Source organism: Marinifilum sp., assembly GCF_965230805.1.
In the GTDB taxonomy this organism is placed as follows: domain Bacteria; phylum Bacteroidota; class Bacteroidia; order Bacteroidales; family Marinifilaceae; genus Marinifilum.
Genome location: NZ_OZ246019.1, coordinates 2,489,053 through 2,502,772, shown reverse-complemented (window position 1 = coordinate 2,502,772; position 13,720 = coordinate 2,489,053). Strand labels below are relative to the sequence as shown.

Genomic DNA, 13,720 nt, shown 5'->3' with positions numbered 1-13,720 from the left:
TTTTGTTGATTATTTTCCTGTTATGAATTTTAATTGGGTAGACAATTCATAATACTCTGCCTGTTGGTATAGAAATTCCTGTTTGGTATTTATGGCAGTTTCCATATTTTGGATAAATTGGACGTAACCTATGCTTCCAAGGCGATACGCCAGATTGGAGGCCTCTATTTGTTCATCGGCCAATGGTAATGCCTCTTTTCGATAATAATCGAGTACCTCTTTCAATGTCATATATCTGCTAAATAACTGGTTGTACTCTGCCATGATTTCCAAATGTATTTGCGCAAATTGATGTTGAGCCATTTTATAGGTAAGTTTTGAAGCCTTGGTTTTTCCTGCTTGGGAGAAAAATAGTAAAGGAACAGATACACCAACTTCCCATCCATAAAAACCGGATGTTCCATCAACCGATTGTTTTACATAGCCGAGGTCGATCTTGGGAAGATACCCCGCCCGTTCTGCTTTCCAGGATGATTTGGCAACATCGGTGGTATAGGAAAAAAAATCTAACACAGGGCTTCCTTTTAATGAATCTCTTACAGATAAAACTGAAAAATCATTTTGTTCCAATCCTTTTACATCTACATCAAATTTGCCAGGGTACATTAAATATTGATTTAAAATTTGTAAAGCTGCCGAATAGCTACTTTCAGCTTTTTTGATATTTACCAGTAGCTCCTTGTATTTTGCTGAAGCAGACAGATATTCAATTTTGGAAGTCTGCTGCGTTTTAAACCTTAAGGCTGCCGCTTTTTCAAAATCTGCATATAGGCTATCAAGTTGTTTATATAGAGATAATTGTTGCTTGGCATTTACAGCCTCATACCAAGCCTTGCTAACATCTCGAGTCAATGTAAATTCGGTTAAGTTTTTCCCAGACACCGCCAAATTGGTCCTGGCGTTGGTCAATTGGATCTTTGAAGGAATCGCAAAAAGATCAATGCTAGATTGTTCAATACCGATCTGATTTTGGACGCCCTTTGTACCATCTTTAACTTCTTCTCTGCCAGTAAATAATTTAGTGGAACCCAATTCGAAAGCTGTAGATTTTAAGGCTTGTTGCTTTTCAACTTCCATTTGGGCAGCCTTAAGGGACGGATAAATTTCTTTGGCCCTTTCAATCGCTTGTTGTAAAGTGATGGATGATTCCTGGGCTTTCAATGTTCCTGAAAAAAACAGTCCCGTTATTATAAATACAACCGACAAAACAGCGGTATTTAATTTAGGTTCTTTTAACTTTTTCTTACCAGATTCAACCCACCGGTACAGTACAGGTAAAACTACCAGAGTAAGTAAGGTTGAAGTTAGCATACCGCCTATTACAACTGTTGCCAAAGGTCGTTGTACTTCAGCACCGGCCGAGGTTGAAACCGCCATTGGGAGAAAGCCTAATATATCGGTCGATGCAGTCAGAAGAATTGGACGAATACGTCTTATTGAGCCTTTTTTAATGATTTCTTTGATGTGGAGTTTACCTTCTGCTTTAAGTTCATTAAACCCACTAACTAACACCAAACCATTCAGTACCGCTACACCAAACAACACGATAAAGCCAATTCCTGCTGAAATACTAAACGGCATATCCCTCAAATACAACGAATAGATTCCACCAACAGCAGCAAATGGTATCGCTACGTATATCATCAATGTTTGCTTAAGAGATTTCACGGCAAAAAACACCAACATGAATATTAGTGCCAAAGCGAGGGGAACTACTAAAGACAATCTTTTTGAAGCTCTTTCCAGGTTTTCGAAGGCCCCGCCGTAACGGATATAGTAACCTGAGGGTAATTTCAGCTTTTCATCCAATATTTCCTGGATCTCCTCAACAAGGGATTTTATATCCCTGCCTTCAACATTAATCCCTACATAGGTACGCCTGTTTGTATTGTCACGGCTGATTTGCATGGGACCAGGCTGGTAATTGATATCAGCCACTTCTTTCAGAGGTATTTGATTACCATCCGGAAGGGTGACAAATAAATTTCGAATATCACTAATGCTTTGGCGATGTGCTTCACCTAACCTCACCACAAGGTCGAACATCCGTTCCCCCTCGTAGATACTTCCGGCAACACCACCGCTAAATGCTGTTTCAACAATTGTATTCAGTTCCGTAATTTTCAAGCCGTATCTGCCTAGCTTATTCCGATCGTAATGAACAGTAATCTGGGGCAGTCCCCGGGTTGCTTCCGCTTTAACTCCTGCAATTCCGTAAACCCCTGAAATAAGCCCTGCAATTTCCTGGGCCTTGTCGGCCAATAGATCCAAATCGTCACCATAAAGTTTAATGGCAACATCTTCACGGATACCTGTCAGCAATTCGTTGAAACGCATTTCAATAGGTTGGGTAAATTCAAAATTGATGCCGGGTAACACACTGACTTTTTCTCTTACCTTATCAATAAGTTCCTGCTTCGATTCAGCTTTGGTCCACTTTTCCTGCGGCTTGAGGATAACAAATATATCAGCAATGTCAATTGGCATTGGATCCATTGGCAAATCAGCTACTCCTATGCGGCTTTGGATGGATTCAATTTCGTCCGGAAAGTTCTCCAGCACAATCTGCTCCAGGCGGGTAGAAGCTTTCCGCACTTCGGAAAGCGAGGTGCCCGGTTTCAAGAAGGCCTGAAAAGCAAAATCGCCTTCATCCAATTGAGGAATAAATTCAGCACCCATTCGTGTGAATAACCCCCCCCCTGAAATTAGTAATACAAGAGCAATCGTTAGTACTATACGACTTTTGTCAAGCGCCCAGTCAATTACCGGCGTATAAATACTTTCAAGCTTGCCAATCAATTTATCTCCCCAAGATTTTTTATCCGTTTTAGGGGGTTGAAGAAATAAGGCTGCCATCATGGGTATATATGTAAGGCAAAGCACTACCACTCCCAATACAGCGAAGCCGAATGTCATGGCCATAGGAATGAACATTTTACCTTCAACACCTTGTAATGCCAATACAGGTATGAAAACAATCAAAATGATTAACTGCCCGAAAAAGGCAGAATTCATCATTTTACTCGCCGAATTATAGGCAATTTCATTACGTTTTGAGGAATTTAGTTTTGTTCCGATATATGATTTCCTATGCAGGTAGAAAATCATGCTTTCCACAATAATGACAGCACCATCCACCAGAATCCCAAAATCAAGAGCACCTAAGCTCATAAGGTTCGCCCACACGCCGAAAAAGTGCATCATAATAAATGCAAATAGCAATGCCAATGGAATGGTTGATGCCACTATCAAACCTCCCCGAAGATTACCCAAAAAAAGCACCAATACAAAGATGACAATCAATGCACCCATCCCAAGGTTTTCTGCTACCGTAGTTGTTGTACTTTTTATCAGTTTGCTACGGTCAAGAAAAGATTTTATTACAACACCTTCAGGCAATGATTTCTGGATTAAAGCTATTCGTTCTTTTACTCGATCAATAACGTCATTAGAATTTTCCCCCTTCAGCATCATGACAATGCCACCAACTGCTTCACCTTTTCCGTCTTTTGTAAATGCACCGTAGCGTACAAAACTCCCGTATTTTACATCCGCTACATCCCTGATAAAAACCGGTTGTCCTTCAATGTTTGCCACTAAGGTGTTTTTAATGTCATCCAACGACCTCATTAAACCTTCGCCACGAATAAAGTTGGACTGAAAGTTCTTCTCGATATATGCACCACCGGTATTCTGATTATTGGCTTCCAATACTTCAAAAACATCAGTAATTGTTAAACCCATACTGCGGAGCTTATCCGAATTAACAGCAACCTCGTATTGCTTACCTCTGCCACCAAAAGTATTAATTTCAACAACACCTGGTAACATGGCCATTTGCCTTTTAACAATCCAGTCTTGAATGGTTCGAAGTTCCATATCATCATACACCTTCTCATAACCGGCCTGCACTTCCAGTGTGTATTGATAGATTTCACCCAATCCGGTACTTATTGGAGCCATAAATGGTTCTCCAAACCCTTCGGGGATTTTTTCTTTTACCTCCGTTAGAGCTTCACTCACCAATTGGCGGGGCAGGTAAGTGCCGGCTTCATCCTTAAAAACGATGGTTACAACCGACAGTCCAAACCTTGAAATGCTACGAATTTCTGTAACATCGGGCAAGTTAGCTACTGCCAGCTCTACCTGGTAGGTAACAAACTGTTCAATGTCTTCTGTTCCCAGATTAGGGGCTGTGGTAATTACCAATACCTGGTTGTTGGTAATGTCGGGTACGGCATCCAGCGGCACTTTGGTCATGGAGTATAAACCACCTATAATCAGGCCAATTGTCATAAGCGAGATCAGTGCCTTGTTTTTAATTGAGAAAGATATTATACTGTTTATCATTTCATATATATTTTACTTATTAAAACTCTGATATTAGCTACTAGTTTTTTCTGTATAATAATTTTTGTGGTTTTTCATGTTTTCAAAATAGACCAACATTGGTTGATTCTTCTCTTTCAAGCTAATTGCGGCATTGGATTTACTGATGGTTTTACAGGAAAATGCATCTGTAACAAAGGCAAGTTCCCGAAAGTTGTTAACTAGATGTTGATGGCATCTGGTACTACAGATATAGAATACTCTGTTTGCATACACAACTTTTGAGCTTTCGTGATATTGCAAACGATCACTAGACATACAAACCAAATGTTTAGGAACTGTCTTGCGTATAATGCGAATTTTCTATAGGAATTTTGGTATCACACCAATAAGTGAAAAAAACAGAATCAATATTAGAAACAGGAAAAACAAACTGAAGGTAGTTAACAGGGTTTTATTGAATTTTTTGTTTTCAACAATTTGCATGTCCCTCAATTGTTTTTTGTTTAATTTCCTGGTAGCCATGGTCCCAAATAGTTATTTATGAGTCTATAATCCTTTGGTATTTCTTAAAATGAAAACCAAACAGGAATTCTAACTTATTAGAGTGTTGTTGAAATCTGCAAGTATATTCACAGAGCTTTGAATAAAAGGTGCAATTTCTAAGGACCAATAAAGGTTCATTTTTACCGCAATCAAGAATAATGTGGTTAAATGATGGTTCCTCCGAAGAATCATTAACAGTAATCATTAGGTAGGCATATTGTCCATCTTTATCGTGAATAGCCTGAAGAATTTCTTTTTCACTTGCAATTTTTACTTGTCCCTCATAGAATTGCTGAAGATATTCCTGAGAATAGCCAGTTAAATTTTCAGATACCAATAGTATTTTTTCTGAGATTATTTTGGCATTTGAATTAATCTTATTGGCATACTGCCGGATGTTTTTGAATGCCTCCACTTTATTGATAATGCTTTGGAGGGTTTTAATGGCAAAGTGCAACTCAAGCTCAGACAATTCTTCACTGACTAATGGAATTGAGATGACTTCAATTTTGTTTTCGACTAGAGATAATTCATAATGTGAATAGTTGAAGTAAGAATTTCGCTTAGCACTCCTTCTGTAGAAGAAACTATCTGCATGTTTACTGAAAGCAATGTACCAAATTTCTTCCTCTGCCTTAAGTTTTCTTTCAATCTCTTTGCGACTTAATTCTCCTGCTAAATTTGGAAGATACCAATGGTCCTTAACAACTTTCCTAAACAGCATGTCGTCATGTTTATTAAGAGTTTGGGCAGTGTTTTTTTCATCACATTCTGTGAATGGTTCATTTTGGTTTACAATGGATTCCAGTGTTTGAACATATACAGGAGTATTTTCTAAATCAATTTCCTGTAAGTGTTTCTTTTTTACCCTAAATTGAGCGTTAGTATTTCCAATCGAAATGAAAAATACCATTGCAATTGATAAAATTAATCTTATTGTTTTCATGGCATTCAGTTTTATAAAATAAATAGCTACAATTCATTAAGACACAAGTATTCTTCTCATGTCCACCAGAAAATAAAACTGAATTAAACTTTGGGAGGTCGAAAGAATGAAATTATACATTCCCTTTCATTCTGTACAATTGATGGCATTATTAAATTAAAACCTGCAAAATCAATTTGGAAGGTAAAGTATGCAACAGGATTGGGGTGTGTTTGACAGCAAACACAGAAGCAAAAGGGAGAACATAAATCAACATCATATGAGTGATACTGGTTTTGCTCGAGTAATTCCAAAACAACTAAACTAGTATCAGCAGCATGTACATCATCACAAGGCATGGCTGTTAAAACCATTACATACACCGATAATATGACTGCTATGAATTTCATACTTAAATAATCAGTTGCTTTAAATTCCTACTACAAATATCGGAAAAAGTTTGTGCAACTGAGTTGCAAAGTTATTTCTTGCAATTGGAACAGATTCCTTTTACCACCATGTTTACGCTTGCAAGAACAAAACCATGTGGAAGATTGATAACAGGAATTTGAATTTCCTCCAAGCAATATGTATGATTGCATTTAGTACAAAGAAAATGGACATGCAGATCTTCCGGATAGCAATTGCATTTTTCATGGCACAAAGCATATTTTACTGCCCCGGATCCATCCTCAATACGATGGATTAGTTTTTTCTCTTCAAAGGTTTTTAATGTCCTGTAAAGAGTAGCCCTGTCAACTTTTTCAAATTGTAGCTCCAATTCAGGCAGACTGATGGCCGTCTTTTGCTTGACCAACATCTGTAGAACCAACTTACGCATTGCGGTTGGTTTAATATTTTTGGATTTGAGTTTATTATCTAATTCCGAGATCATTTTTTTCCAAATTAACAACAACTTTTATTTTTTTGAATCGGAGGACATGGAACCGCCCCATAGGAGCAATAAACACAGCAGTCTCCTGGCTTCGGTTTAAGCAAAGCCTTACAATTCTTGCATTCATAGAGAAATTGGCAAGCATCCGTGGGCATTTCTTCCTCTTTTTGGTACCCACAGTTAGGACAAGTAAAGACAGAATGTAGTTCGATGGTTTTCTTCATTAGTTTTTTCTTTTAATTGCAATTACTTTATACCCAGTTTTATCAATCACTAAAACTATACTGTCAATCAAGAATTTGGTGTTATCAAATGTAACAGATGCTTCTTCTGTAGCATAATCAGCACTTGCCTAAATAAATCCCCTAAATTGGGACACCTCATATACTAAATGAGATTCACAGCTGATGCAGGTCATACCTTTAATGTCCATTTTCACGATTTCAATTTTAGAGCTTTCCAAAATAGTGATGTTTCCTTTTGCTTCAGGGTAAAACACCTGAGAATACCAGGGAAAAGCAAGCATTACAGCAATAAAGAGGGTAACCAGATTCAAAAAGAATCTACCTTGAACAAAGGGAGTTTTCTTCTCTTTCTTGTCACAGGCACATTCAATTGACTCGCTTTTTCGGGGTTTCAATTTTTGGTACCAGGCAAAGCCCAATACAATCACTGTTAAAGCAATGAGATAGGGGCGCACCGGTTCCATAAACGAAAAAGTAGATGCTAGACCGCTGCTTCCTGTAAGTAATACCAATACAGGGGTTATACAATAAAGCGAGGCTGCAACTGAGGAGAGGATACTAACTCCTATTACCCTTCTGGTTGATTCTTGGGTTTTCATACGGTTTCAGTTTCTAATTTATTTGCAAATTCCATTAAAAGAAGAACGATTATATCGGACATTTGAGGATGAATAAAATAGTAGAGTGTTTTTCCCTCCCTTCGAAAGTCGACCATTTCCAAATCCTTAAGCTTCCTTAAATGCTGGGAAACGGCAGGTATGGTCATCTTTAAGATGTCGCTTAAGTCACAAACACATAGTTCACCCTGCTGAAGCAGCCAAAGAATTTTTAAGCGGACTTCGTTTCCAATCAGACTCAATTGTTTGCCTACCCTGGTAAAATTCGATTTGTTAGTGTTAATCACGTTTGAAAATTTGGAAATCTTCACAGGGTCTGCTTTCTTTCGTATACACGTCATAGTTTTCATATCCATCCTTTTTGCTGAAGCAAATTTAAAAACAAATAAACATTTAAGCAAATGATTAAATGATTGCAGCTTAATCGGGAAGTGCTTATATAAGAGTGACCTAAATTAAAAGAAGCTCTGGAGTAACCATGATGAGCGTGCACAACAAACAACACACCTTATCAGCTAGAAAAAAACCGATATAATGGAACAAGAGGGATATCAATTACCCAAAGACTTAACAAAAGACATAAAAAACAGATTGAATAATTTAATGGAGGAATTCCCACACCTGCAATTGGATGATGTGACCGAAAAGTTGAAAGAAATTCGTCAAATTGAAGAACAGCTAAGGTAGTACAATTCTCAATAAGAGTGATTTTCCTGAATGAATTTGTTTACCGCCATCTCTGTCATCTCATCTTTGTTCCTCGGTTAACTAAATCTTAAAAAATATGAAACGACAAATCGAAACCTTTATAGCAGTCTACCCAATGTGTGAACCTGTTGTGCAATTAGTAAGAGATATAGCTGTCGATATTTGTTAAATCACTATTCATAATCTTTCAGATCAATGCGAAACTAAAATTTGTCTTACCAAAATAAAGGGATATGTAGTTAAAAGATTTCCTGCCATTACAGTTGACGGGAAACTATTAGGTTGCTGTGAAAATATGAAATCAAAAAAGACACTTTAGTTAAGGCAGGAATAGGAAATTGTTGATTTATGGCAATAATAAAGAAAAGATCCAATCGAAGGAATATACCACTTAAAACATTATCTATGACTGATTGATAATTAAATTCATAATTGTTTTCACAGCAACGACTTTGTTTGCACAAGATCCTCCCATCACAACTGAAACGCCCATATTACTAAAATTAGAAGGAAGTGGGATTCGAACTTTTGGTAAATTCGTTTCAAAAGAAAATATCAATGTTTAGGTGCAGCCTTTCGATGTTCCTTAATATTACATCAAGGTTTTCGTTATTATATTAATACAAGATTAATATATTCACCTAATTCAACAATGGCTCTTCTTTTCAATAATTCAATAGTATCTCACCTCAATAGTCAAACGAACAAAAAGAGCTGTTTTATCAGAATAAATTAGATTATCTTAATAGGAAACTGTTAACTAGATTAATTGTTCGGAATAATAATTCTGCGATTGACCATCCTGGAAATTTAGTCTTTCAATTTCTTCCCTTACAGTATAATATTTTCATCCTTACGAGCTGTACCGAGTAATAATTTTTCAAACGAATGTGAAGAAAATTTCAAGTAGTTGTGCAAGGGTTTTCCGTAGCTAAAACATGGCTTGCTCTTAACCAAATGTTGTTCGCAAATCACTCTGATAAAAAATTACTAAATCAAGAAGTATTTTAATACAGAATCCCAATCTGGAAACTCATCAGATCCAAAATTTATTAGCTTTCCTTCAACCTGACCCTGACCTTTTCCTTCGATATAATCATCAATTAAATAATCGCCTTTTAACAATGCTTTATTTGGCGAAAGAGTCAATTTATTCACCGCTCCATATACTAGACGACTCTCAACCCTAATTCTTTTTTCCATATAGGATAAAGGATTCATTTCAGATGGAGCTGACAAAATACAAACTTCAGAATCATTCAGCTTGGGTAGTTTTTGAAAAGCTTCAACTGCTCTTTTTAGCGGCTTCAGGTTTCAAAAAAAATCAATCTGTGCTTGTGGATATTTCATCTCAGGACATGCGTTAATATGTGCCTTATACAATCACAATATAATAATCCAAAAAAGAATCTGATAAAGAAAAAACAATGTAAACCCATAATCCATTAATTATCTTTACATTAAAATCCCATGTAAACCTGTGTAAACCCATTGTAAACCTTAATGCAATCACACAAACGACTGATTATATATACCTTATAACCAATAACACCATAATGATTTACAGGTTTACAATGAAATTTCAATTTTTCTATAATGAAGTTAATTCAAGGCAAAAAAAAATCCACCATACAGCAGATTCTTTCCTTTTAATTTAAACAGTTTTAACGCTTTAACTTTTGGGCTTTGGTCATGTTCTTATACGATTGAATATACTCTTCCAATGCCTCCTCAATCACTTTTCCGATAGGTTTTCTATCGTAATAGGCAATTGCTTTTATTTTATCCAACTGTGTTGCATTGTAGTAATAAGTTGCTTTAATCCCCGTCTTTATTTTTTTAACAGTTTTATTTTTTTCTTTATCAGATTCTTTTTTTTCGGAAGTGCTGGCCTGTAATAATCCATCAATACCCGATTTAAAATTCTTTCCTGCCATAGTATATGGTTTTAATGGTGTTTATGGTATCAATTAGAAAAATATTAAGATTGCTTGCTTAAAAATTCCTCACATAGCTTTAAATAGTCTTCAGCTCCATTACTATTGGGTGCATATCGAAAAATATCTAAGCCAGCAGAAGGTGCTTCTGCAAGAGAGATATTCTCTCGAATGGTGGTGTTATATAACCTTCCCTTAAAATGATTTTTCAAAGCCATCTGCACATCACGATGTAAAACCTTACGATGGCTAAACTGAGTAATAAGCACTCCTTCGAGTTTTAATCTTGAGTTAATTCTGGATTTAATTTTTTTAGCAACATCTGCTAACCCACTTAAACCTTGAATACTCAGATGATGGGGAAGAACCGGAATTATAAATGTATCGCAAGCAGAAAGAGCATTTAATGCAATTAAACCAATCGAAGGAGAACAATCAATTAAAATAAAGTCATATTGATCCTTAACTGGCTCTAACAGTTCTTTAAGTAGATATTCCCTGCCTGGCTCATTATTCATTTCGTTTTCCAATGCGCTCAAATCCATACAAGATGGAACAAGACTTAAATTATTCATAACCTCTATTGGTAAAAATTCAGACTCCCGTTTTAAAGCTTGATATATATTATTTTCGAAATCGCCGATTCCCAACGATTGAGATAGGTTGGATTGCGGATCCAGATCCACAAGTAATACTTTCTTTCCTTTTAAACTGAGGGCAGTAGCTAGTGAACAGGTGGTTGTTGTTTTCCCCACTCCTCCTTTTTGATTGATGATTGATATTATTTTAGCCATAATTCTTTTTCTAATGGTAATTTTTCAAATTCAAATAAATATGCACTTCCTAATCCTTTAATTGTATGAGAATCAACTCGACCCTTTTGCCAGGTCTTTACAAATGACTTCTGGTCTTTCAATAGGGCCAATAATGTTCCAGAGTCTAGAGATGGTTGATTTTGATTAAGACAGAACCTTCTGTACAATGGATATATTAGTTTGAAATGGATTCCTAACAATTCTTTTCCATCATGCTGAATGAACCCAAAATGTTGCTTTTTCAATTTAGATTCAGATTTGAGTGATTCAACTACTTCCCAAAACTGATTAATCTCACCTACACGTTGCAATGACTCTTCTTGCTCTCTTGCATTTTCCAATAAGCAATCATACAACTCTTCGTATTTCATTGGAAAATTCAACTTAACACTCATTATTTTATAAATCGCTAAGAGCAAAGTAATATGCTTTACATTTCGTTCAGAGTATTTTGCAGTTTTTGAATTCTGAAACTTCAATTCATGATAAACAAGATCGAATTGTTCCCTAAACTCTCTAACAAAATGTGATCGGTGATTCAATATTTCTAATATCACTTTACCAAAACCAGCTTTTGCCTCTTTTTTAAGAATTTGAAAAGCTTCTGTTTCTTCATCTGAAAAGAGATGACTCGAAAAGTTTATAATGATCATTCTACTATACAAGGCTGATGACATGGTAGGCAAGTAATTTCCATCTAACATGATTGCTGAATTAACCTGAATATCATGAGTCTTGTTATCATTGGAAAGTTGAGCTCTTGAATATCCATCACCATCATAAGCAGTCTTTAAGAATCCTGTAATTTTAGATTCAATTTTTGCGTTTAACTCTTTAAGATACAATAAGGCATTTCGTTGTTGATCCGCACTTCTCGCAACGGATTTAGAAGTCGATCCTCCCTCTAGTGAAATCCCTCTGCTCCCTGGTCCAAATAAGCTTAAGAAGAATTCTGAAAATGTAGTTTTACCAACTCCATAATCCCCAAATAGAAATAGAAAAGGATAAAAGCCCAATTCCCTGAATATATAATCTCGAAATAATCCCCCTATCACAAAGCACATTCCAACCACTGCTTTATCATGATAAGCTTTATAGAGTAAATCAGCCCATTCCGCAAATTTTATCCTACCAGATAAAAATTTGAATCTTTTTTCCTTGTCATACCATATAGAATGCTTGTTAATTATACTAAAAGCTGGAATATATAGAGATTTTCCATTAACTTTTACAACACCAAACCTATCAACTTTACAAAAACCTCCTTCATGAATTATTCCATTACTGAAGGCATACAAATTATATTCGGTTTGATACCCTAATATGTCAATATTATTGGCTGTTTCCTCCCTTTCCCTTAACGATTCAAGAATAACATCCAACTCGTATTGTGACCCCAAAAAGGAAAAACCACCAACCGATGCAATACTGGATTTGAATGATTTTAAGTTTAAATTTTTTGAAGATATTGTTAAAAGTACAGATTTACCAGATCTGTTTTGAATTAAAAAAATTCGTTTAGCATCATCCGATCCATCCGGTAAAAAGTAAAGAACTTTCATGATAAAATTAGAAATTCTTCTCTCTCGCACTTTCCCTTTAAATTGATCCTCTACATAGTAACAGCTATTTCTTTTAAAAAATCCAACATCATTAATGTCTCTTTTCTCATCTTCCGAATTGGACATATATTCAGGGTAAAGCTGCTTGTAGTTTTTAACCTGCTTTAAGAAAGAGAACAAATTATTATCCTTTAAAAGATCATTTATATCCTTCCCCTCTGGAACTATCAATTTGTGAATAGAAATTACCGATATATCCCATTTCATTATTTTCTGATAGAGAATTTCAGCAGCTTCATTCCCTCCTTTATCGTTGTCTAATGCTATTACAACCTTTTTATTTTGAATAAATGATGCAATTCCTGACTTTGAAACTTTATTAGTAGCACTAAAGATTGCTATACCTGAATAAACAGGATACAAAGACAAAGTATTTATAACACCTTCCGTAATAAAAACAGTATCCTTGTTTTCTTGATAACATTTAGTATATAAAGACCCGTTTAAATCACCTTGATTAAGATAATTACCTCGTCCTTCTTTGTCTTCAAAATATCTCTTATTTATTAATCTTTCTTTTGAATCCAGAAAAACTATTCCATCTAGCACTCCATTTTTTGAATTGTTCTGATAAAAGGAATTGGATGGTAATTTATCACATCCAATACCTCGCCCTTCAAGATAAGCTTTAGCTTGAGTTATTGGATTGTTTTTTATTGCAAAAATTTGCTTTTCGACAACAGTTCTAGGTTTTGTACCATATTCCTTATAGCAGTACTCAGGAAATAGATTACTTGTCAAATATTTAAGAACTTCCGACATTTCTACTTCTAACTTCTCCCTTGCAATATTAAAACAATCCATTGCCTTATCTGAAGAAGCAAAGTTCTTTAGCCAGTATTTACCATCACTTAATTTAATAGATGTAGAGGGAGTCTTCTCTTCGTGAGTCTTAAACTTTTTCTTTAATGTAGCTTGTGGAAAAAAATGCTGAATAATTTTCAATTGCATTTCAGGACTTTGATTTATCCTATCTATTAGGTTAATAGATCCATTTTTGTTATTTTTGCTCATAGATTACACATGAATAATGTGGCGTATTTAAATTATAGGTGAATGTGGCGTTCACCTTTTTTTTATT

At 35.6% G+C, this 13,720-nt stretch carries 12 protein-coding genes; 1 reads left to right on the top strand and 11 read right to left on the bottom strand.

Going from position 1 to position 13,720, the window contains the following annotated elements:
* Positions 1–9: 9 nt before the first annotated feature.
* The 7 genes from ACO05S_RS10000 to ACO05S_RS09970 all read right to left on the bottom strand — a co-directional run bounded on the left by ACO05S_RS10000 (position 10) and on the right by ACO05S_RS09970 (position 7,844).
* The gene (locus ACO05S_RS10000; RefSeq protein ID WP_421917871.1) at positions 10–4,350 is read right to left on the bottom strand and encodes a CusA/CzcA family heavy metal efflux RND transporter; all 4,341 of its coding nucleotides are present in this window, start codon (positions 4,348–4,350) and stop codon (positions 10–12) included.
* A gap of 520 nt (positions 4,351–4,870) precedes the next feature.
* A complete protein-coding gene (locus ACO05S_RS09995) occupies positions 4,871–5,821 on the bottom strand; it encodes a hypothetical protein (RefSeq protein ID WP_421917870.1) in 951 nt (316 codons plus the stop codon).
* An 83-nt stretch (positions 5,822–5,904) separates the two neighbouring features.
* Positions 5,905–6,210, bottom strand: coding sequence for a DUF6660 family protein (locus tag ACO05S_RS09990; RefSeq protein ID WP_421917869.1), 306 nt, complete (start codon positions 6,208–6,210; stop codon positions 5,905–5,907).
* A gap of 71 nt (positions 6,211–6,281) precedes the next feature.
* The gene (locus ACO05S_RS09985) at positions 6,282–6,695 is read right to left on the bottom strand and encodes a Fur family transcriptional regulator (RefSeq protein ID WP_421917868.1); all 414 of its coding nucleotides are present in this window, start codon (positions 6,693–6,695) and stop codon (positions 6,282–6,284) included.
* A gap of 11 nt (positions 6,696–6,706) precedes the next feature.
* On the bottom strand, positions 6,707–6,919 hold the full coding sequence (locus ACO05S_RS09980; protein WP_421917867.1) for a GDCCVxC domain-containing (seleno)protein: 213 nt from the start codon (positions 6,917–6,919) through the stop codon (positions 6,707–6,709).
* 128 nt (positions 6,920–7,047) lie between these two features.
* Positions 7,048–7,539 carry a mercuric transport protein MerTP gene (gene merTP, locus ACO05S_RS09975; protein ID WP_421917866.1) on the bottom strand — a complete coding sequence of 164 codons (492 nt, stop codon included), beginning with the start codon at positions 7,537–7,539 and terminating at the stop codon, positions 7,048–7,050.
* Positions 7,536–7,844 (bottom strand): ArsR/SmtB family transcription factor, encoded by a 309-nt coding sequence (locus tag ACO05S_RS09970; RefSeq protein ID WP_421917865.1) that lies wholly within the window; start codon positions 7,842–7,844, stop codon positions 7,536–7,538. Before ACO05S_RS09970 ends, merTP begins: the two co-directional genes overlap by 4 nt.
* A 247-nt stretch (positions 7,845–8,091) precedes the next feature.
* Between ACO05S_RS09970 and ACO05S_RS09965 the strand changes: the two genes are divergently transcribed.
* Positions 8,092–8,244: a hypothetical protein gene (locus ACO05S_RS09965; protein ID WP_421917864.1), complete on the top strand. Its 153-nt coding sequence runs from the start codon at positions 8,092–8,094 to the stop codon at positions 8,242–8,244.
* 1,011 nt (positions 8,245–9,255) lie between these two features.
* On the opposite strand, the gene ACO05S_RS09960 is transcribed toward ACO05S_RS09965, so the two are convergent.
* The 4 genes from ACO05S_RS09960 to ACO05S_RS09945 all read right to left on the bottom strand — a co-directional run bounded on the left by ACO05S_RS09960 (position 9,256) and on the right by ACO05S_RS09945 (position 13,653).
* Positions 9,256–9,468 carry a hypothetical protein gene (locus tag ACO05S_RS09960; protein ID WP_421917863.1) on the bottom strand — a complete coding sequence of 71 codons (213 nt, stop codon included), beginning with the start codon at positions 9,466–9,468 and terminating at the stop codon, positions 9,256–9,258.
* Positions 9,469–9,929: 461 nt separating this feature from the next.
* Complete coding sequence (locus ACO05S_RS09955; protein WP_421917862.1) at positions 9,930–10,202, bottom strand: hypothetical protein; 273 nt, start codon at positions 10,200–10,202, stop codon at positions 9,930–9,932.
* A gap of 44 nt (positions 10,203–10,246) precedes the next feature.
* On the bottom strand, positions 10,247–10,996 hold the full coding sequence (locus ACO05S_RS09950) for a ParA family protein (RefSeq protein WP_421917861.1): 750 nt from the start codon (positions 10,994–10,996) through the stop codon (positions 10,247–10,249).
* The gene (locus tag ACO05S_RS09945) at positions 10,984–13,653 is read right to left on the bottom strand and encodes a toprim domain-containing protein (protein ID WP_421917860.1); all 2,670 of its coding nucleotides are present in this window, start codon (positions 13,651–13,653) and stop codon (positions 10,984–10,986) included. Before ACO05S_RS09945 ends, ACO05S_RS09950 begins: the two co-directional genes overlap by 13 nt.
* Positions 13,654–13,720 lie beyond the last annotated feature (67 nt).

Coding starts and splice junctions, on each gene's coding strand:
- ACO05S_RS10000 (WP_421917871.1), bottom strand. CDS start 4,350: ATGATAAACAGTATAATATCTTTCTCAATTAAAAACAAGGCACTGATC.
- ACO05S_RS09995 (WP_421917870.1), bottom strand. CDS start 5,821: ATGAAAACAATAAGATTAATTTTATCAATTGCAATGGTATTTTTCATT.
- ACO05S_RS09990 (WP_421917869.1), bottom strand. CDS start 6,210: ATGAAATTCATAGCAGTCATATTATCGGTGTATGTAATGGTTTTAACA.
- ACO05S_RS09985 (WP_421917868.1), bottom strand. CDS start 6,695: ATGATCTCGGAATTAGATAATAAACTCAAATCCAAAAATATTAAACCA.
- ACO05S_RS09980 (WP_421917867.1), bottom strand. CDS start 6,919: ATGAAGAAAACCATCGAACTACATTCTGTCTTTACTTGTCCTAACTGT.
- merTP (WP_421917866.1), bottom strand. CDS start 7,539: ATGAAAACCCAAGAATCAACCAGAAGGGTAATAGGAGTTAGTATCCTC.
- ACO05S_RS09965 (WP_421917864.1), top strand. CDS start 8,092: ATGGAACAAGAGGGATATCAATTACCCAAAGACTTAACAAAAGACATA.
- ACO05S_RS09960 (WP_421917863.1), bottom strand. CDS start 9,468: ATGGAAAAAAGAATTAGGGTTGAGAGTCGTCTAGTATATGGAGCGGTG.
- ACO05S_RS09955 (WP_421917862.1), bottom strand. CDS start 10,202: ATGGCAGGAAAGAATTTTAAATCGGGTATTGATGGATTATTACAGGCC.
- ACO05S_RS09950 (WP_421917861.1), bottom strand. CDS start 10,996: ATGGCTAAAATAATATCAATCATCAATCAAAAAGGAGGAGTGGGGAAA.
- ACO05S_RS09945 (WP_421917860.1), bottom strand. CDS start 13,653: ATGAGCAAAAATAACAAAAATGGATCTATTAACCTAATAGATAGGATA.